16 protein-coding genes are annotated in these 19,139 nt (G+C 69.4%); 11 read left to right on the forward strand and 5 right to left on the reverse strand.

Annotation, left to right across the window (positions count from 1 at the left end):
• Positions 1-148 precede the first annotated feature (148 nt).
• Positions 149-1,450, forward strand: a complete 1,302-nt coding sequence (locus tag GTZ93_RS29800; protein ID WP_139916982.1) for an MgtC/SapB family protein — start codon at positions 149-151, stop codon at positions 1,448-1,450.
• 9 nt (positions 1,451-1,459) lie between these two features.
• On the opposite strand, the gene GTZ93_RS29805 is transcribed toward GTZ93_RS29800, so the two are convergent.
• Positions 1,460-2,059: a TetR/AcrR family transcriptional regulator gene (locus GTZ93_RS29805; RefSeq protein ID WP_233596997.1), complete on the reverse strand. Its 600-nt coding sequence runs from the start codon at positions 2,057-2,059 to the stop codon at positions 1,460-1,462.
• Between the two features lie 85 nt (positions 2,060-2,144).
• On the opposite strand from GTZ93_RS29805, the gene GTZ93_RS29810 reads away from it, so the two are divergent.
• Positions 2,145-2,579, forward strand: coding sequence for a tautomerase family protein (locus GTZ93_RS29810; RefSeq protein ID WP_139916987.1), 435 nt, complete (start codon positions 2,145-2,147; stop codon positions 2,577-2,579).
• 48 nt (positions 2,580-2,627) lie between these two features.
• Here the strand turns inward: GTZ93_RS29810 and GTZ93_RS29815 are convergent, their stop codons facing one another.
• Complete coding sequence (locus tag GTZ93_RS29815) at positions 2,628-3,230, reverse strand: RCC1 domain-containing protein (protein ID WP_139916989.1); 603 nt, start codon at positions 3,228-3,230, stop codon at positions 2,628-2,630.
• A 98-nt stretch (positions 3,231-3,328) separates the two neighbouring features.
• The gene (locus GTZ93_RS29820; protein ID WP_257979081.1) at positions 3,329-5,881 is read right to left on the reverse strand and encodes a LamG domain-containing protein; all 2,553 of its coding nucleotides are present in this window, start codon (positions 5,879-5,881) and stop codon (positions 3,329-3,331) included.
• Positions 5,882-6,005: 124 nt separating this feature from the next.
• Here GTZ93_RS29820 and GTZ93_RS29825 point away from each other — a divergent pair, with 124 nt between their 5' ends.
• From GTZ93_RS29825 to GTZ93_RS42990, 8 genes are all read left to right on the forward strand, one after another.
• Positions 6,006-7,325, forward strand: a complete 1,320-nt coding sequence (locus tag GTZ93_RS29825; RefSeq protein WP_139916993.1) for a family 16 glycosylhydrolase — start codon at positions 6,006-6,008, stop codon at positions 7,323-7,325.
• A gap of 10 nt (positions 7,326-7,335) precedes the next feature.
• A complete protein-coding gene (locus GTZ93_RS29830; protein WP_158624405.1) occupies positions 7,336-8,082 on the forward strand; it encodes a Type 1 glutamine amidotransferase-like domain-containing protein in 747 nt (248 codons plus the stop codon).
• A gap of 24 nt (positions 8,083-8,106) precedes the next feature.
• Complete coding sequence (locus GTZ93_RS29835) at positions 8,107-8,961, forward strand: glycoside hydrolase family 16 protein (RefSeq protein ID WP_121753763.1); 855 nt, start codon at positions 8,107-8,109, stop codon at positions 8,959-8,961.
• Positions 8,962-9,035: 74 nt separating this feature from the next.
• Positions 9,036-10,073 carry an AAA family ATPase gene (locus tag GTZ93_RS29840; protein ID WP_139916994.1) on the forward strand — a complete coding sequence of 346 codons (1,038 nt, stop codon included), beginning with the start codon at positions 9,036-9,038 and terminating at the stop codon, positions 10,071-10,073.
• Positions 10,074-10,154: 81 nt separating this feature from the next.
• Complete coding sequence (locus tag GTZ93_RS29845) at positions 10,155-11,582, forward strand: hypothetical protein (RefSeq protein ID WP_139916996.1); 1,428 nt, start codon at positions 10,155-10,157, stop codon at positions 11,580-11,582.
• On the forward strand, positions 11,572-12,231 hold the full coding sequence (locus tag GTZ93_RS29850; protein ID WP_257979082.1) for a hypothetical protein: 660 nt from the start codon (positions 11,572-11,574) through the stop codon (positions 12,229-12,231). The genes GTZ93_RS29845 and GTZ93_RS29850 overlap by 11 nt, the downstream gene beginning before the upstream one ends.
• 12 nt (positions 12,232-12,243) lie before the next feature.
• Positions 12,244-13,782, forward strand: a complete 1,539-nt coding sequence (locus GTZ93_RS29855) for a DUF1501 domain-containing protein (protein WP_139916998.1) — start codon at positions 12,244-12,246, stop codon at positions 13,780-13,782.
• Between the two features lie 209 nt (positions 13,783-13,991).
• Positions 13,992-15,434 (forward strand): GntR family transcriptional regulator, encoded by a 1,443-nt coding sequence (locus tag GTZ93_RS42990; RefSeq protein WP_261778901.1) that lies wholly within the window; start codon positions 13,992-13,994, stop codon positions 15,432-15,434.
• A gap of 147 nt (positions 15,435-15,581) precedes the next feature.
• Here the strand turns inward: GTZ93_RS42990 and GTZ93_RS29865 are convergent, their stop codons facing one another.
• The gene (locus GTZ93_RS29865; RefSeq protein ID WP_139915980.1) at positions 15,582-16,475 is read right to left on the reverse strand and encodes a phosphatase PAP2 family protein; all 894 of its coding nucleotides are present in this window, start codon (positions 16,473-16,475) and stop codon (positions 15,582-15,584) included.
• Between the two features lie 57 nt (positions 16,476-16,532).
• Positions 16,533-17,441: a LysR family transcriptional regulator gene (locus GTZ93_RS29870; protein WP_161663152.1), complete on the reverse strand. Its 909-nt coding sequence runs from the start codon at positions 17,439-17,441 to the stop codon at positions 16,533-16,535.
• Between the two features lie 558 nt (positions 17,442-17,999).
• Between GTZ93_RS29870 and GTZ93_RS29875 the strand changes: the two genes are divergently transcribed.
• Positions 18,000-18,857 carry an alpha/beta fold hydrolase gene (locus GTZ93_RS29875; RefSeq protein ID WP_161663153.1) on the forward strand — a complete coding sequence of 286 codons (858 nt, stop codon included), beginning with the start codon at positions 18,000-18,002 and terminating at the stop codon, positions 18,855-18,857.
• Positions 18,858-19,139: the final 282 nt, after the last annotated feature.

Below are 19,139 nucleotides of genomic sequence, written 5' to 3' on the forward strand. Positions count from 1 at the left end.
CCCTCGCGAGCACCTCGCGTGCTCGCCGGGCGGATGCGTTGACAGGAACCATCGTCTCCGACATTAGGAAGGGTCGCTCCCGCAGGCACCGGGGCGCGCGGTCCAGTCGTCTTCGCTGGCCGTGAGGCCTGAGAGACTGGAGCGCCCCATGGATGCACCCGCAGAGCTGCCCCCCCTCATTGCCCAGGCGTCGCAATGGCCCATGGCGCCGGTGATGACCCGGGTGGGGCTGGCCATCGCCATTGGCCTCTTCATTGGCCTGGAGCGAGAGCACAGCCGCAAGACGGGCGTGCGCACGTTCGCGCTCACCGCGCTGATGGGCTGTCTGGGCGGGCTCACCGGTCAGTCCTTCGCGTTGGTGTCTGCGGGCTTCGTCACGCTGCTGGTGCTGCTGATGAACGTCCGGGAGCTGATGCTCCACCAGCGCCTGGCGCTCACCACGTCCACCGCCCTGATGGTGGTGGCCTTCTGCGGCATCCTGTGCGGTATGGGCCACACGTTCACGCCCATCGTCGTGGGCGTGCTGACGACGGCGCTGCTCGCCTGGAAGCAGTCCATCGTGGGCTTCGTGGGCGGATTGTCCGACAAGGAGCTGCGCTCCGCCGTCCTGCTCGCGGTGCTGACGTTCGTCGTGTTCCCCGTGCTGCCCGCGCACCCGGTGGACCCATGGGGCCTCATCGAGCCCCAGTCCAACTGGGCCAGCGTCATCATCATCGCGGCGGTGGGCTTCGTGAACTACATGCTCCTGAAGACGCTGGGGCCCAAGGGCATGGAGGTCACCGCGTTCTTCGGCGGGCTGGTGAACAGCCGCAAGGTCATCGTGGAGCTGGCCACGCGCCTGAAGGAGGTGGGCGCGCCGCTGCTTCCTTCCGCCTACCGGGGCATCCTCCTGGCCACCGTCGCGATGCTGCTGCGCAATGGCCTCATCGTCATCATCTTCGCCTCGCAGGCCGCCGTGCACTGCGCCATCCCGTTCACGTTCATGCTGCTGGTGAGCGCGGTGCTGTGGCGCCGCTCTCCCGTGCAGGCGTCCACGGAGGGCACGCCCCGCCTGGCGCTGGAGTCGCCCTTCCGCCTGATGGCGGCCCTCAAGTTCGGCGGCGTGTTCCTGGCGCTCAACGTCGCGGGCGCGCTGGCGCAGCGCAACTTCGGGTCCGGGAGCTTCTACTTCGTCAGCATCCTGGGGGGCTTCCTGTCGAGCGCGTCGTCCATCGCCTCGGCCGCCACGCTCATCAGCCACAACGAGATTTCCGCGGTCACGGGCGTCAACGGCGTCATCCTCTCCAGCCTCACCAGCATCGTGGTGAACATCCCGCTCATCCGGAGCATGGCGAAGGAGGCGTCCTTCCGGCGCCGCGTGTCCACCGCCCTGCTGGCCGTGGCGGTGGTGGGGCTGGTGGGCGTGGGGCTCAACCTGATGGTCTTCGAGACCCTCCTCCACCACACCTGAGGCCGGGCGTCAGGCGTCCACGAAGGACACCAGCGCGTCGCGGATGGCGTCGAACGGCGCGATGTCTCGGCGGGCGCGGCAGAGGATCAACGCGCCCTCCACCGAGGCCAGGATGAGGGACGCCGCGCTGGCCGCCTTCGCCTTCGGCAATCCCGCCGTGGCGAGCCGCGCCTCCAGCTCGCGCTCCCAGGAAATGAAGACCTTCGCCGCGCGCGCGCCCAGCTCAGGGTGCGCGAGCCGCTCGTTCGCCACCGCCGCGATGGCGCAGCCCGCCTGACAGTCGGTCTTCACCAGCACCTTGCGCCAGGCCTCGAAGAAGCGCTGCACCACCTGCGCCGGGGTCGCGCCCTCACCTTCTCTCAATGCCGTGAGCACGCGCTCTCCCACCAGCGCGATGGCCTCCGCCGCGAGCGCGTCCTTCCCATCCGGGAAGTGGTGGTAGATGGAACCCCGGGGCGCACCACTGCGCTCGATGACCTCCGAGAACGACGTGCCCGCCAGGCCCCGCTCGCTGAGGAGCGCGGCGGCCGCGTACACCATCCGCTCCCGCGGGGTCCTTTCGGACGCGACCGCAGCCGCCTCCTCCTGCTTCTTCGTTCGCCGGGCCATCGGTCCCCATTGACTATGACGAGCGTCTTAATTAGTTCTGGGGCACGACTATGACAACCATCATACTGAACGAGGACCCCCGCCCATGCCGATGATCGACATCACCGCTTCCGACGGACTCTTCTCCCCCGCGAACGAGGCCGTGCTGCTGAAGCGGGCGACGGACTGCCTCCTCCAATGGGAGAAGGTGTCGGGCATCCCCTACGCGGTCGCGAACACCGGCGCGTTCCTGAACGTATTGCCGCGGAGGCGGACCACGTCCGGCGGCAAGGGTGCGGGCGTGGTCCGCATCCAGGTGCTCACGCCCGCGAAGTCACTGAACCAGGAGCAGCGCTCGGGCATCGCCGCGGGCCTCACCGACATCGTGCACGAGCTGGCCGACGACGCGGACATCCGCGAGCGCACCTGGGTGCTGTTCCACGAAGCCGTGGACGGCGGCTGGGGCATCGCGGGGAAGGCGTTCACCAACGCGGACCTCGTGGACGCGGTCCGCGCGAGCGCCATCGCCTCCCGCCGCTGAAGGCCCCCGCTGGGTCCACTTCAGCGGGAGCCTCCAAGGTCCTGACTCTCAGGGCGTGGGCGACACCTGGTGGGGCACCACGCGATAGCCCGCGTTGCCGGTGCCCAGCTGTCCTTCGCCATTGAGGCCCCACGCCCACACAGCCCCGGAGGCGCGGCGCGCGAACGAGTGGTAGGTGCCCGCCGCGACGGCCGTCGCGTCGATGATGCCCGGCACCTGGGCGGGCGCGAGCTGATCATCGGTGAAGCCGTCCCCCAGCTGTCCCAGGTCGTTGAGCCCCCAGGCCCACACGGTGCCGTCTGACTTCACGGCCAGCGAGTGCTCATTGCCCGCGGCGATGTCCACCACCACGCCGGTAAGCCCCGTCACCTTCACGGGCGCCAGTCGGTCCGTGGTGGTGTTGTTCCCCAGCTGGCCATACCGGTTGCGCCCCCAGGCCCACACGGTGCCATCCGCCTGGAGCCCCAGCGAGTGCAGCCGCCCGGCCCGCACCACCGTCCACGTGGGCGCCGTCACGGCGGCCCGCGCCACGCCCGGGTCCGCGGCCTCCTCCGCCGGAGCCACCGGGCCCGCGCAGCCCGAAAGCCAACCCAGACACAACACCAGCCCCAGGACGAAACGGTTCCGACCACCGCCGCGCACCGCTGACATGGCAGCCCCCCTGCAAGGAACTGGAATCAAACAGGCGCACCATGGCAGCAAAGCCTGTCTGATTCCAAACCCCGGGGGCCGTCAGGCCACGCAATGCCTTACGGCAGGTACCGCCACGACGCCGTCACGGCCGGCTGGAAGCAGTGCACGTGGGCCTTGGTGGCGCTGGGAATCTCCTGGACGACGCCCGCCCCGTAGCCCTGCGTGCGGCACCACTGGCTCACCTCCAGGCGCGAACCCGGGGCGGTGTAGTCGCCCAGGTTGGACACCGGCCCCAGCACGGACTTCTCCACATCTGTCCGGAGCCCGGAGTTGAAGCAGCCCACCCACGGCCGGGACGTGACCTCGAACACCTGCCCTGTCGTCCAGCCCTGGCCGTTGCAGAAGCGGTGCGCGGCGGCGGTGCAGTGGGTGCTCGTCACGCCGCGCTCGTCGGTGCAGCCCGCGTGGATACGCGTCAGCTCCTCGAACGTCACGGCCACGCTTTCATGCTGGATGGGCGCGCACGCCACCGTCAGGTCCGTGGCCGTGGACGCCACCGGCACGCCCGCCAGCGAGATGGGCGGACGGTTGCTGACGAGCTGCATGATGGTGTCCCAGGTGTTGGTGCTGCTCGCCATGGCGTCGCCCGCGCCCCGCTGCGCGCAGGCCCGGTGCATCGCGGACAGGCACGCCGCCGAGTTCAACGCGCTGGTGCCATTGCACGCCGGAGCCTGGGAGCTCATCACGAACTGACCCGCGGAGGGCGTGTGCTGGATGGCCTCCTCGCGGCAGTTGGCGCCGTGCGCGGTCATGCAGATGCTCCGGTTGGAGCGCGCGTGCGTGAAGATGCGCACCTCGTCGATGGCGCCCCGGAACGAGCCCTCGCCGTTCGCCGGGCAGCGCTGTGTGTCCAGGTTCGCGCCCGCGCCGATGTAGAGCGTCCCCGTGCCCAGCCGGGCCGTCCCCGGAGCGACAGGCAGCGCGCGGTTCGTGGGCACGCCGTTGAGGTACTCCTGGAAGACGCCGGTGGTGCCGTCCCACGTATAGGCCAGGTGGCTCCACTGCCCCACGGGCAGCACCGGGCCGCCGCCCAGTCGCACGCGCTGGCCGTTGACGACCAGGGAGAACTGCGGCTGGTTGCTGGCTTCGTAGATGATGTCCAGCCCGCCGGACTTGTGCATCAGGTAGCGGTAGGGATTGCCGGTGGTGCACCCCTGCTGGATGTCCGCGTCCGGCCGCACCGCGAACTCCACCGACAGGCCACGCACGAACGCGCCCACGCCGGGCACCGTGCTGGATGGATCCGCCAGGTTCACCGCGAGCGCGCTCCCGCCAGGCACCACCAGCGCCTTGCCCTTGCCGTGCGGCTGCCACAGCGAGTCCGGCGAGGAGCGCGTCAGCGCGTTGCCCGGCGAGATGGAGGCGCCCCCCACCAACGTGCCCGTGAAGAAGCGGCCGGACAGGTCCGGCGTGCGCGTGAGGTCATACGCTCCTGCGCGCGTGACGAGCTCGTTCATGGGCAGGAAGAGCAGGTGGAAGGGGTCCATCAACTCGCCCAGGTCCACCTCGTTGTAGTCGGCGGTGTTGCTGCCGAAGAGGGCCAGCACGTCGTGCGTCTTCGTCACCGGCAGGTAATGCGCGGCATTGCTCTGCCCGGGCGGGAAGCTCTGCGAGGGCAGGCGCTCCTGCTCGAAGTTCCACATGGGCCCCGAGTAGAAGAGGTGCGCGATGTCCATGCGGTCCGTGTTGATGGCCCCGTCGATGTGGTACGCGGTCCAGTTCGTGTCCGCGCCCACCAGGCTCACTGCCTCACGTCGCGCGCCGTCCGTGTACGTGACGGCGATGTAGACGAGGTTGCGGCCCTCGTGGTCCACCCACGCGTAGGCACCGCGCACCAGTGCACCGGAAGTGGTGTCGCCGAAGTCCTCGCCCGTGGCCGCCTTCAGCCGCTTCCATGCCAGCGGGTAGCTCTTCACGCCAGCGTTCGTGTCGTTGAACATCATCGACAGCGGACGCGGGTTGCTCCAGCCCGTGGCCGCGCACGGCGTGGGGTTGTACGCGTACATCATGTGGTCGATGCCGCCGGTGTTCGCGGGCGCGCCCTGGTAGATGATCAACCGGCCGTCGGACGTCATCGTGGGCTCGATGCCGCGAATCGTGGCGCCGGTGACGGTGCGCAGCGTCTCCAGCGGACCGGTGCTGAACGATGCAATGTCCGCCGCCGTCGTGAAGGGCTGGGACACGCGGATGTCCGTCGTGCGCCGCCGGAAGACGTTGTCCCCGTTGAACATCATCGAGTCGAAGAGGAACGGCTGGTACACCGCGACGCCGCTCGACAGGGCGTAGGGCTGGGCGGGGTTGGTGAAGCAGAACGCCAGCGCGTTCTCCCCGTTGCGCACGGTCACCGTCTTCCCCGCGGAGAAGGTGCCCGCGAACGACGGCTTGCCCGCCGAGTCGTACGTCACCGCCTCCGGACGGAACACACGGGCAATCCACGTGGTCGTCGTGGTCGCGTGGTCCTCGCCGATGTTGCCCACGAAGATGCGCCCGTCCACCGTGGACGAGTGCCCGTTCGCCCCGAACGGCGTCCCGATGCGCGTGTTCACCAGCGACGGCCGGCCTTGCGCGAACACCGCCCCGGGCAAGCCCGCGAGCGCCGTCCCAAGCATGACACCCAGGGCCCCACTAAGTAACTTTTTCATGGAAATAAGGTTAAGCCATTTTACCTGCTCTGGTCTAAGTGGGGCGGGTCCCGGCTCCCTGTCGGAGCTGGACACACCTTCGAGGAAGACGATGGCGACGAGAGCCGGGAAGACGCTGTGGGCGCTGGCGGCGGTGCTGGGGCTGACGGCCTGTGGTGGGGGTTCCGCTCCCGCGCAGGACTCGATGCTGACGACGCCGGTGGTGGCGGAGCGGGAGCAGTCCGCCACGGCGGCGCCGCTGGGCCAGACGGTGTGGCTGAAGGCGTGCACCACGCAGAAGTTCGTGTCGGCGGACCGGAACCTGGGGGCCACCGCGCCGCTCGTCGCCAACCGTGACAGCGCGCAGGGGTGGGAGCAGTTCCAGGTAGGTGACGCGGGCAACGACTTCATCTCGCTGCGCGTGGTGGAGACGGGCCTGTACGTGTCCGCGGATCCGAACGCGGGCGGTCAGGTGACGGGCTTCCGCACGGCGGTGGGTGACTGGGAGCGCTTCACCTGGGTGCCCTTCGCGGACGGCTCCGTGGGCCTGCGCGCCAAGAGCACCGGCCAGTACGTGTCCGCGGACACAAACCTGGGCGCCAGCGCGCCGCTGTACGCCAACCGTGCCACGGCTGGCTGCTGGGAGTCGTTCTCCTTTGGCGTCGTGGGCGGTGGTGGCGAGGACCGCTGGGTGCAGGTCTGGAGCGACGAGTTCGACGGCAACAGCGTCAACACGGCCAACTGGGCGCCCAACACAACGGTGCACGTGAACAGCGAGCAGCAGCAGTACACGAACTCCGGCGACAACATCTCCGTGAGCAACGGCACGCTGAAGCTCACCGCGCGCCTGCAGTGGAACAACGGCTACCCGTTCACCTCCGGCCGGCTGGAGAGCGCGGGCAAGCGCGAGTTCAGCCACGGCCGCATCGAGGCGCGCATCAAGATGCCGGTGGGCGCGGGCCTGTGGCCGGCGTTCTGGATGCTGGGCAATGACATCAACTCCGTGGGCTGGCCCGCGTGTGGCGAGCTCGACATCATGGAGAACGTCGGCTACGGCGACTGGGTGTCCGGGGCGCTGCACGGCCCGGGCTACTCCGGCAATACGCCCATCAACGGCCGCTTCTACCCGTCGTCCAGCGTGAGCAACTGGCACGTGTACCGCACGGAGTACTCGTCCTCGGACATCAAGTGGTACATCGACGGGGCGCTGGTGAAGACCACGACGCGCGCGGAGGTGCTGCGCTACGGCGCGTGGGCCTACGACAAGCCGCTGTTCATCATCCTCAACCTCGCGGTGGGTGGTGGCTATCCCTTCGGTGTGAATGGCGCCTCGACGCCGTACTACGGCGTGCCGCAGTCCACGGTGGACCTGGTGCGCAACGCGCCGCAGACCATGGAAGTGGACTGGGTGCGCGCCTACCAGTGGCGGTAGGCTCAACGGCATGACGCTTCCGCCCCTCCTCCTGCTGGCTGACAGCGCTCCGCTGTTCTGGCGCGTGGAGGGGCGCCCCTTCCTGGACTACGTGCGCGTGCTCACCGGCGCGGAGCTGCGTGTGCCTCCGGTGAAGGCCGCGTACCTGGGCGCGTCCAACGGTGACGTGCCGGAGTTCTACGACATCTTCGTCGCGGCCATGGAGGGCATCGGGCTCACGCGCTGCCGGAGCATCCCGGCCGCGCCGTCCGGCGAGGACCTGGCGTGGCTGAAGGACGCCGACGTCATCCTGTTGGCGGGCGGTGACCCACGCGTGGGATGGAACGCGTTCCAGGCCCACGGCGTGGACTCGATTCTCCGCGAGCGGCATCAGTCCGGCGCGGTGCTGATGGGCGTGTCCGCCGGGGCCATGCACCTGGGCCTGGGCGCGTGGTGTGAAGATTTGCCCGGCGAAGGCGAGCCCTTCCCGGTGCTGGGCCTCGCGCCCTACCTCATCGGCGTGCACGAGCCGCCCGAGTGGCCCGGCCTCAAAGCCGCCCTCCGGCGCATGGGATTGCCCACGCGGGCGTTGGGCATTCCGCAGGGAGGCGGCGTGCTCCTGCACGCGGACGGCAGCGTGGAGCCCGTGCGGCAGACCGTGGTGGACGTGACGGTGGACGTGGAGGGGCGGCTGCACGAATCGCTGCTCATGCCTCCGGCCACGCCGTACCGGGGCGAGCCCCCCGAAGCGCCGGTGGACCGGCGGACGCTCCAGTAGATGGCTCCCTTTCGAGGAACGACGATGGCGACGAGCACGTACAGGACGGTGACGGCGTGGGCGCTGGTGGCGGGGCTGATGGCGTGCGCGGGGGCGCCGAAGCGCGCGGGAACAGTGGCTGGCGCGGCGGACGGATGGGTCCAGGTGTGGAGTGACGAGTTCGACGGCACGGAGGTGGACGCGAGCAACTGGCGCATCCAGACCGACGTGCACGTGAACAACGAGCAGCAGCAGTACACGACGTCGCCGGACAACGTGTCGGTGAGCGGCGGCACGTTGAAGCTCACGGCGCGGATGCAGACGGCCAACGGATACCCGTTCACGTCGGGCCGGGTGGAGAGCGCGGGCAAGCGGGAGTTCAAGCACGGCCGCGTCGAGGCGCGCATCAAGCTGCCGGTGGGCGTGGGGCTCTGGCCGGCGTTCTGGATGCTGGGCGGAGACATCCACACGGCGGGGTGGCCGGCGTGCGGGGAGCTCGACATCATGGAGAACGTTGGCTACGGCGACTGGGTGTCCGTCGCGTTGCATGGGCCGGGATACAGCGGCAACACGCCCATCAACGGCCGCTTCTTTCCGCGCACGCCGGTGAGCGACTGGCACGAGTACGGCGTGGAGTCGTCGCCGGAGGCCATCCACTGGTACATCGACGGGGAGCGCGTGAAGACGTCCACCCGTGAAGAGGTGGAGCGCCACGGCGCGTGGGCCTACGACAAGCCCCTCTTCATCATCTTCAACTTCGCGGTGGGCGGCGGCTACCCGGAGGGCGTCAACAAGGCGAAGGAGCCGTACTTTGGCGTGCCTCAGGCCACCGCGGACCTGCTGCGCAACGCACCGCAGACCATGGAAGTGGACTGGGTGCGCGTCTCCGAAAAGCGCTGAGGCCTCCCTCCAACGGGGGATGGTTCGCACCGCGGCCGGGTTCCTAGGGTGTTCCTCCTTGGGAGGAGCAAGCCATGGCGGTCACGGTGGTGGTGGTGTCGGGGCCCATTGGCGCGGGGAAGACGACCCTCGCGCAGGGGCTCGCGCGGCGGTTCGTCGCGCTGCATCTCCACTCGAAGGATTTCCTGCGGAAGCATGGCGGTGACGGTTCCCGGCGCACGCGCCAGGAGTTGACCGTCGCGCTGGACCGCGAAACGGGAGGGCGCTGGCTGGCGGACGGAGTGCTCGCCGCGCTTCGGGGCCACGGCCTGGACGCCCCCAGGCTGATCATCGTGGATGCCGCGAGCAGCGAGGCACAGTTGGACGGCCTGCGCGGAAGCCCAGGGCTCCGCGTCGTGCACGTCCACCTGGAAACGCCGGAACCGGAGCAGGCGCGGCGCGACGCGGAGCCAGACAGTTTCGAAGCGGCCTGGGCGCATTCCGCCGAGCGTGCGGTGCACGCGTTGGCCTCGCTCGCGGAGCTCGTGGTCGACACGGCGAGGACTCCACCCGACGCCGTACTCGTGCGGGTGGCCAGTCGGCTCGGACTTTATGGACGGCTTGGCGAACGGCTCGTGGACCTCATCGTCCCGGGGCCCCATGACGGTGTGGATACGCGGCCCCTCACGGCGCAGCTCGCGCCTCACTACGCCGTGCTGTTTCGACCAGACGGGCCAGACCCGAGACCCTCACGTGAGGAACTGGAGGACGCCTTCGCCCGAGGACACCACGTGCTCGTCGAAAGCGAGGGGCCTTCCGCCAGCGGCTGCATCCAGGCGGCGGGCATCGCGCCGGGGCGGGTGCGGCGGGTGGTCCTGGCGTGCCGCTCGGAAGGCCGCGCGTTCGACTGGGTGGGGCTGCGCGAGGCTGCTTCCCTCAATGCACCCACGGACCTGGCGCTCATATTCGCGGGGGACCTGGCCGCGACCAACTGGGCCGCACGGCGCTTCGACCAGCTCACCGACGCGGCCCGTCACCACCTGGAAGAACTCGAGCGCGTCGCGGGTGCGCCCGTGTCCTTCCTCGCCCCCTCGCCGGAGGCCCGCCACCTCATCGAGCGGCGGCCCTGGTGAGCCGGGCGCCCACGAATCGCCGAAACCTTTTCTGATTTTCCGGGTTGGGGTGTCCGTACAGCAACCGTTCCCGGAGCCCGCGTGCCCCTCCCCTTCCCAACACCGAGCCGATGGCTGCTGCCCGGGCTGCTGCTGCTCGGGTTCGCCCCCCAGGCCGTGGCCATGCCCACCGGCCCCGGCACCTTCTGCGCTGAGTACCCTACCGCGCCCGCATGCCAGGGCACCCAGCCCGCCTGCACGTACTGCCACGTGGCCCCGCCCCAGCGGAACGGCTACGGCGCCGCGCTGGAGCCGCACCTCGCCCCTGGCAAGCCGCGCCCCCTTTCCGACGCGGACTTCGCCGCCGCCCTCCCCGCCGCGCTGCGCGCCATCGCCGCCGCGGACACCGACGGCGACGGCGCCCCCAACCAGTTCGAGGTCGAGCAGGGCTCGCTCCCCGGTGACGCCACCAGCGTCCCGCCCAGCGGCGTCTGCGGCGGCGGAGAGAACCCCCAGTTCAAGGTCTGCCAGTACGACCCGCGCTTCGCGTACCGCCGCATGCTCAGCGACTTCTGCGGCACGTCCCCCACCTACGCCCAGGTGGTCGGCTTCCTGGAGCTGGGCAACGAGGAGAAGCAGCGCGCCTTCATCGACCAGGAGCTGGACCGCTGCCTCCAGTCCGATTTCTGGCGAGGCAAGCACGGGCAGCTCTGGAAGGTGGCCCACCCGAAGATCCGCCCCGTCGGCTCCATCAAGTCCGGCGAGGACGCAGGCATCATTCCCCTGGCTGACTACTACGACGACTACGCCCTCTTCACCTGGTCCCAGACGGACGACCACGACGCGCGCGACGTCCTCACCGCCAGCTTCTACGTGAAGCGCTCGGGCTCGAGCCCCACCACGTACACCACCGCCAACAGCCTCTCCTCCCAGTTCGTGGAGGCCTCGCGCCGCGCCGGCAACATGACGAGCGCGTGGACGCTGACCTCGTTCGTCATGTTCACCGCGCTGCCACGCAACGCCGCTTCGCAGATGTACCGCGCGTATCTGGGCCTGGACATCGCGAAGCAGGAGGGCCTGCACAGCGTCCCCAACGAGCCGCGCGACTACGACGCCAAGGGCGTCCAGGCGCCCCAGTGCGCCGCGTGCCACGCGACGTTGGATCCGCTGTCGTATCCGTACCGCAATTACAACGGCCTGGGCGGGTTGCCCAACCGCTACATCCCCAACCGGCTGGAGCTGATCTTCCCCAACGAAGCGGCCACGCTGAAGAACACGCCCGAACAGGGCGTCATCCTGGGCCAGCCCGTGAACAACCTCATGGAGTGGGCCCGGGTCGCCGCCAACAGCGACGCCTTCGCCATCTCCACCGTCACGGACTACTGGAAGCTGCTCGTCGGCCACGCGCCCCTGCCAGAAGAGAACGAAGAGTTCGTCCGCACCTGGCAGGCCTTCCGCACGACGCACGCGTACCGCGTGCAGAAGATGCTTCACGAGCTCATCCGCACGGAGGCCTACGGTGCGCCCTGAACGCCTGCTGTTGACCTGTCTGCTGCTCACGGGCTGCTCCGACAAGCTCCCCCCCGCCGCCGACCTGGGACCGGACGCGAACCCCGGCGTGACGCCCGAATGGGACGGTGGCGTCGCGAAGTCCCAGAAGGGAAACCTGCGCTTCAAGGGCCCCGAGCGCCTGTCGCTCGACCTGGCCCAGGCGCTGGAGCTGCCCGCTGCGTCCGTGTGCAACGAACTGGGTCAGTACCCCTGCCAGAACGTGCACGGCGTAGCGCTGGGCGGCGTGGACCCCTATCAGCACAGCGTCTACGAGACCGCCCCCGTCACGGGCGCAACCACGCCCATCGCAGTGGAGCGCACCGTGCTCTCCGCCTGCAACGCACGCATCGCGCTGGACGTGAACACGCCCGCCGCCGCGGTGGTGTTCAAGAACGTGGTCCTCAGCGCGGACGGCAAGCTGGCGGACGCAGCGAGCCCGGCTGTCGCCACGGCGGTGACATCCCTGGTGCGCCGAGCGTGGTTGCGCGACCCGACCCAGGATGAGCGGGACACGCTGGTGCGTCTGTCCGCCGATGTACAGGCCACCGGTGTGGCCACGCCAGGAGTCGCGTGGATGCAGGCCGCGTGTCTCGCCGTCTTCTCTTCCGCCGAAGCCGTCTTCTACTGAGGAACCCCTCCCATGACCCTCAAGACCACCGGCCGGCTGTCGCGCCGGGAGATGCTGCGGGCACTGTCACTCTGCGCGGCGGGCACCACGCTCGCGCCCTTCCTCTCCGGCTGCCGGGACTCGCTCCAGACGCCCGAGTCCCTGGAGAAGCTGGGCCGCAAGCGCGACGCGCTCGACGGCAAGCCGAAGTTCCTCATCGTCATCGGGGCGGCTGGGGGCGCGTCCATCGTGGACAGCTTCCTCGCGGTACGCCAATCCGAGTCCTCCAACGCCGCCGCGTTCAACACCTTCCCGGACGCGCAGGTGCAGGGCGTGGCGGACAGTCCCTTCCGCGCGGTGAAGTACAGCAACTCGCGCATGGGCAGCATCAACATCCCGGTCGACACCGACCAGTTGGCGTTCGTGAAGAAGCACGCGAGCGAGATGCTGGTGGCCACCTCCGTGGGCACGTCCGTGAATCACGGCATCGCGCAGAAGCGCTCGCTGACCGGCAACGGCGCGTGGCGGGGCCGCACGCTCCAGGAGGCCGTCGCGCTCCAGTGGGGAGGCGGCATGCCGCTGCCCAACGTCAACATGGGCACGGGCGGCTACGCCGAGCGCGGCACCGACGACAGCCTGCCCCTGTCCTGCTTCGGGGAGCCCGTGGTCAACCCGTCGCTGTGGCCCCTGGGCCTGGATGGCTCGCGAGGCATCGCCGGAGCGCCGTCGAAGGACGTCATCGCGCTGGCTCGGAGCACGCGGGACGCCCTGGACCAGAAGTCCATCTTCGGCCGCACATTCCAGGACAGCGGCGCGCTGAAGCGCTGGAGCGAACAGCGCGGCGTGCAGCAACCGAAGCTGGAGGCCCTGGACCTCATCACGAAGCTCAACGTCCTGCCGAACCTGCCGTCCATTCCCCTGTCGAAGTATGGGCTGGAGAGCTCACCGGACGGGGCGCGGCTGCGAGAGGTCTTCCCCGGCTTCTTCACGGATCCCGTGCAGGGCCAGGCGGCGCTCGCGTTCCTGCTGCTCAAGTACCGCGTGTCCGTGTCGGTGACGCTGGGGCCGGACTTCAACGTCGCGGTGGGCGGGCCCAACGGCATCGCCAATCCACCGCTCGCGTTCGACATCAGCCACAACGACCACCGGGGCGGACAGGCCTTCATGTGGGCGCGCATCCTGTCCACGGTGGACTCGCTGATCACGCTGCTCAAGGCGGAGCCATTCGACGCGAACTCAGGCGAGTCCATGTGGGACCGCACGCTCATCTACGTGGCCACGGAGTTCGGCCGCACGCGTCCGCGCCCCTCCGGCGCCACGGAGTTCGGTTCGGGCCACGACCTCAACAATGGCTTCCTGCTGCTGTCGCCCATGGTGAAGGGCAACACCGTGCTGGGAGGCGTGGATCCGAACACCACCCTCACCTACGGCTTCGACGCGCGCACCGGCGAGCGCCAACCAGGCAAGGTGACCTCCAACGAGCCGGACATCTTCTCCGGAGTCCTCACCGCCATGGGCGCGGACCTGAGCGGCAGCGGCCTGCCCGACGCCAGCGCATTCAAGCGAACCTGAAGCCTCCCAAGTCCGGAACCGCCCGAACTGGGGCAACGGACGGAGGCGCCCGCCCGGGACCGGTTGCCTCAAAACCTGTCCGACAGTCGGACAGGTTTTTCTCCGACCGGGCCCGGAGGGTGCCCCCTGGCTGGCAATGAGAAGGGTGGGCCCGCACGTCCATGTCAGACCCCTGTGGTTGGATGGCGATGCTGTGACGAGGAAGGGGAATGGGGATGGAACGGCGAGGACTCGTGGCCTATGTGGAGGCGCAAATCGAGCGCGACATCGCGCTGGGGCGTCTGCACCCGAGCGGACAATTCGGCTCCGAAGCGAAGCTGGCGCGCCGCTATGAGGTGTGTCGGGGCACCATCCGCGAGGCGCTGCGGCGGCTGGCGGCGCGAGGCCTGGTGGTGCAGCGCTCCGGACGCAAGACGCGCGCGGTGCCGCTGGATGAGTCGCTGACGCTGGAGAATCTGGGGCTGGCGCTGCATGACGCGAGCAACCCGGATGCCCGGTGGCTTCTGGAGGGCTACTTCAGCCTCAAGCGGCAGGTGCTGGTGGAGCTGCTGGCCGACTGCTGCGCGAAGGCCTCGGACCTCGACCTGGACCGGCTGGGGAGCACGTGCTACCAGCTCCAGGACGCGGCGCGCTGGGAGTCGGGGGAAACCTGCGCGCAGGCCGAGTTCGAGTTGCTGCGGCATGCGGCGCGGGTGGCGGCGCGTCCCGGGCACGTGCTCCTCGTTCAGTCCCTGCAGCGGGCATTCCTGGGAGGTGCAGCCCAATTGCTGCCGCTTATGGGAGGCGACGCGCTGCGCGAGTGGGCCTTCCGCGTAATGGAAATCCTGCACGAGCGTGACGTGCAAGCACTTCAGCATGAGCTGCCGGCACTGCTGAAGGCGCGCGATGAGCGCGTGCTGAATGCCTTTGCCCCTGCGCCCCAGGAACCTGCGTCCCCCGAGGCCCACCTCACTCAAGAAGGCATCGTCGGTGCGCCTGCGTCAGCCAACGGGCTGGAGGAACCGCCGGCGGAACGCCCTTGCGTTGAGGAGCGTTGCGCCAGCGCCCCCGCGTCAGCCACCACGCAAGTCGAAGCGTTGGATGCATGTCCTTGCATTGAGGCGAGTGGCGCCGAATGCGTCGCGTCCACCGCCGAGCAGGATGATGCGCCGGAGGCACGCCCCTGTGGGGAGAGTCGTGGCATCGGAGCTCCCACGCCAACCATTGAGCCGTCCGAGACGCTGGAGGTATGCCCAAGCGTTGATGCTCATGGCCTCTGCTGCCTTACGCCCATCGCCGAGGACACCGGGCCACTTGGGATTGCACCTTGCCTCGATGTGCAGGCCCTCCTTGTGGAGTCGGACAGCGTGCAGTGGGTGGCTTCATCCGCGCCGGGGCTTGTCTCCTGTGAGGCTGGTGGGGAGCACGCAGGGCGGGACGAGATGGGCGCTGCCTGGGAAGACCTGGCCGACTGTCAGAGATGTCTTGGCGCTTCGCCTCCGGAGGGAGCCTCCATCAGCCCGAGGCTCGACCCACTGGTTCCCGCTGAATCCTCCGCGGGGCGTGTCGCAACGTGGGCGAGACGCTTCATGGACCCCTGGGCTTCGCTGGGGCGCTGGGCCGTACGCTTCTGGCGGTCCATGGCCGATTCCCCATGCCCTCCTGCTTCGTGAGCGACGACAGCCCTTCATGCTCGCTGTCATTCATGAGGCTCTGCGCGGACCCCTGGAGAGGCGCGCATGCTCCGATGGATCGAGGACGCATCCGTCCGTGCCTTGCCGCCGCGCAGGATGTATTCGCGAACTTCTGGCGGAGCGTGGCTAGAACGCTCCGGACAGGCCCACCATCTGGGTCCCGACCATCGGGTTGAGTGACACCGAGGACGGCCGCGCGCTGGCGGGCGGGGTGTCATCCACGCGGCCGTGCAGGAGCAGGGGCACGGCGACGCCGAACGCGGTCCCCAGCACGGCACCGGTGATCACGTCGGACAGGTAGTGCTTGTCCGCGCCCATGCGCAAGAGGCCCACGGAGGCGGCGAGCGGCAGGCCCACGCCCCAGACGACGGCCTGGTGCTTGTAGCCGCGCATCGTGGCGACAGTGCCGGCGGACACGGCCAGGGAGAAGGCCAGGTTGGTGTGGCCACTGTAGAAGGACAGATTGTTGTCGGTGGGGTGCGCGGTGAGGCCCTTTTCCGCCTCCGGGAGGACGTGGACGAAGGGCCGCTCGCGGCCCACGGCGAACTTCACGGCCTGGTTGGCGACGGAGGCGAGGACGGCGCTCTGGACCATGATGGTGGCGTCCTGGGCGAAGAACTCCTTGGAGGCGCCGCTGCTGCGCCCCACTGCGTACTGGGTGCCCAGCAGGCCCAGCGGCAGGCCCGCGAACCCGATGATGTTGCTCCAGGTGTCCGCGCGCTTGCGGGACGCTTCCGTGTTGCCCGCGATGCCTCGGCCCCAGCGGTCCAGGCGGTTGAGCCGGTCAGTGCCGTCCGGTGCACGGTCGCACCAGCGGCACTGTGCCGGGGCCAGGTTGTCCTTGAACACCGACTCGGTGGAGATCCACAGCACGCCCGCGGTGCCGGTGATGATGCCGTCGCGCGTCCAGTTGAAGCGCAGCGCGCGCGGCGCGTCGGAGGTGTCCTGTGCGGCGGCCGGGGTCAGCGGCGCCAGCACGAGCAGGCAGAAGGTGGCGAGGGTCCGGTAGGAAGCAAGCATGGGGCGGCGGAGCATAAGGGCGCTCCGCCCTTTTCCCGCAATCCGGGTGGTGCGGGCTCAGCGCGCCCCGGCTTCGTCCTCTTCGACGAGCCGCGCCAGGAAGTCGCCCAGGGCCTTCACCTTGGGCGGGGTGCGCCGGGCCTGGGGCCACACCAGCCACAGCGCGCCGCGTTCCAGGGAGTGCTCGCGGAGGAAGGGGCGCAGCGTGCCGGCGTCCAGCTCCGGGCGGATCATCAGCTCCACGAACTGGGCGATGCCGAAGCCCGCTCGGGCTGCGTGGGTGACGGCCTCGCTGTTGTTGAAGACGAAGGTCTCCGGGATGCGCGGCGAGGGGGCGCCCGCGGGCTGGCGCAAGGCCCAGGACTCCACGCGGCCGGTGGACACGAAGCGGTAGCGGATGCAGTCGTGTTCCTGGATTGCGTCGAGCGAGCGCGGCGTGCCGTGCACCTGGAGATAGGAGGGAGAGGCGCAAAGGATGAAGCGCTTGGGGCCCAGTCGGCGGCGCATGAGGCGTGAGTCGGTGAGCTCGCCGCAGCGCACCGCCGCGTCCAGCCCGTCTCCGACGATGTCGGCCACGTGGTCGTTGACGTCCAGATCCAGCTCCAGGTGCGGGTACTCGCGGCGGAAGCGCTGGAGGTTGGGGATGATGAGCCGCAGGGCGAGCATCTCCGGGACGGAGACGCGGACGCGGCCGCGAGGGGTGCGCACGGCGTGGGCGAGCTCCGACTCCGCGTCGCGAAGTTCGGTGAGGGCGCGCACGCAGCGCTCGTGGAAGCGGGCGCCCTGCTCGGTGAGATGCATGCGCCGCGTGGTGCGCTGGAAGAGGCGCGTGCCCAGGCGCTCCTCCAGGCGGGCCACGCTCTTGCTCGCGGCGGAAGGGGTGATGCCCAGCGCGCGGGCCGCGGAGGCGAAGCTGCCGGTTTCCGCGACGCGGGCGAAGACGCCGATGGCGGACAGGCTCTCCATGCATTCCTCCCGGGATTGTTGATTCAGGACTTTAATGTCCGGAGTGAGGTGGCAGACAGGGGCATTTCGCGCACGCCTTTTCCACCGCATGAATGCTGGCGAAAGGAAACACGCGCCATGTCCACGCCACGGAAGGCTCCACCCTCGTTCACTCTCCAGTCGTCCATCCGCGATGTGCCACCCGAAGAGCCCGGTCATCGTGAGCCAGAGCCGCAACCCTCGTCCGAAGGCGCGCGCACCGTCACACGGGCGCCTGGGGCTCGTCACCGCCCGTCGGCCGATGAGAAACCAGATTCCGAAGGCCCGCGTATCGCTGTGTGCGAACTGGAGGCTCAACAGCGCGCGTTGGCGGATGAGAGGTCGGATTCCGGGCTCACTCGTGTCTCCGTGCGAGAGCCCGGGGAGCAGCACCTCGCATTGGTTGATGAGAAGCCAGAGTCCGGAGGCACTTGCATCGCTGCGAGGGAGCCAGAGGCTCAACGTCACGTGTCGGGTGAGGGCACTGTTTCCCGTCGCGGAATGCTGAGCGCGGGAGCGGCCATGGTGCTCGCGGGCTGCATGAGCACCTCCAGTTCCGGCCGGCGCGAGCCTTCGGACAGAACGGTCCAGAAGGAACCATCGGCGTTCACCCAGCACCGGTTCACCTCCGCGGACGGCACGTCGCTGTCGTACTTCCGGCACGGGGCAGGGCCCGCGCTCGTCTGGATCTGCGGCACGCTCAGCACGTGGGGCGACTGGCGCGACGTCGCGTCGCGGCTGTCCCCGCGCTTCACGAACTTCGTGCTGGAACGGCGCGGACGCGGCGCCAGCGCGGACGGAGCGGCGTACACGCTGGAACGTGAGGTCGAGGACGTACTCGCGCTGATGCAGGAGGCCGGGCCCGGGGCCGCACTGTTCGGCCACTCGCTGGGAGGCATCCTCGCTCTGGAAGCGGCGGTACGACGGTCCCCTGCGCGGCTGATGCTCTATGAACCTCCATTCCCCATCTCCCAGTTCATCGCGCGCGAAGCCGTGGAACTCGTCCGGACGACCTGGAAGCACGAGGGCCCGGACGCGGCGCTCGTGGCCGCGCAGCACCACATCTTCCGGATGCTCACGCCGGAGCAACTCGAAGCCTTCCGTCAGACGCCGCAGTGGGCGAAGCAGCTCGGCATGATGGAGACCTTCCTGCGCGAAATCGGCGCGGTGGCGGACCTCCCCATGGGCGTGGAGCGCTTCCGCGCCGTTGACACCGCCACCCTCGTGCTCCTGGGCGACCAGAGTCCCCAGGTGCTTCTCGCGGAACCTGCCCATGCCCTGGCGAAAGTCCTCCCCCACGCGTCGCTCCGAGTGCTGCCGGGGCACGGCCACGTGGCCCACGTCTCCGCACCCGCGCTGCTCGCCCGTGAGGTGGAGGACTTCCTCTCCGCGCGCTGAATCGCCTGAGGAGCCTCACGCCCAGGCGCCCCTGGTGGCTTGTCGGGCAGGTTCCCGCAGCAGCGCGGCTCCAGCGGCGGTGTTCCAGAACCTGTCCGACTGTCGGACAGGTCCTGAGCCCTGGGCGCCTCCAGCCTGAACGGAGCTGTCCCGGGTCGGGCGGAAAGGCTTGCGTCCTTGGACTTCCCGGGTTCCGAGGGCGGCAGGCGAGCGGACAACGGGCCAGGGTGTGGGAATGCGCAGAAAGGAGCATGAAAACGGCGCCCCTGGCCGTTCTAGAGT

Origin of the sequence: Corallococcus exiguus (assembly GCF_009909105.1) — a bacterium.
Taxonomy (GTDB): domain Bacteria; phylum Myxococcota; class Myxococcia; order Myxococcales; family Myxococcaceae; genus Corallococcus; species Corallococcus exiguus.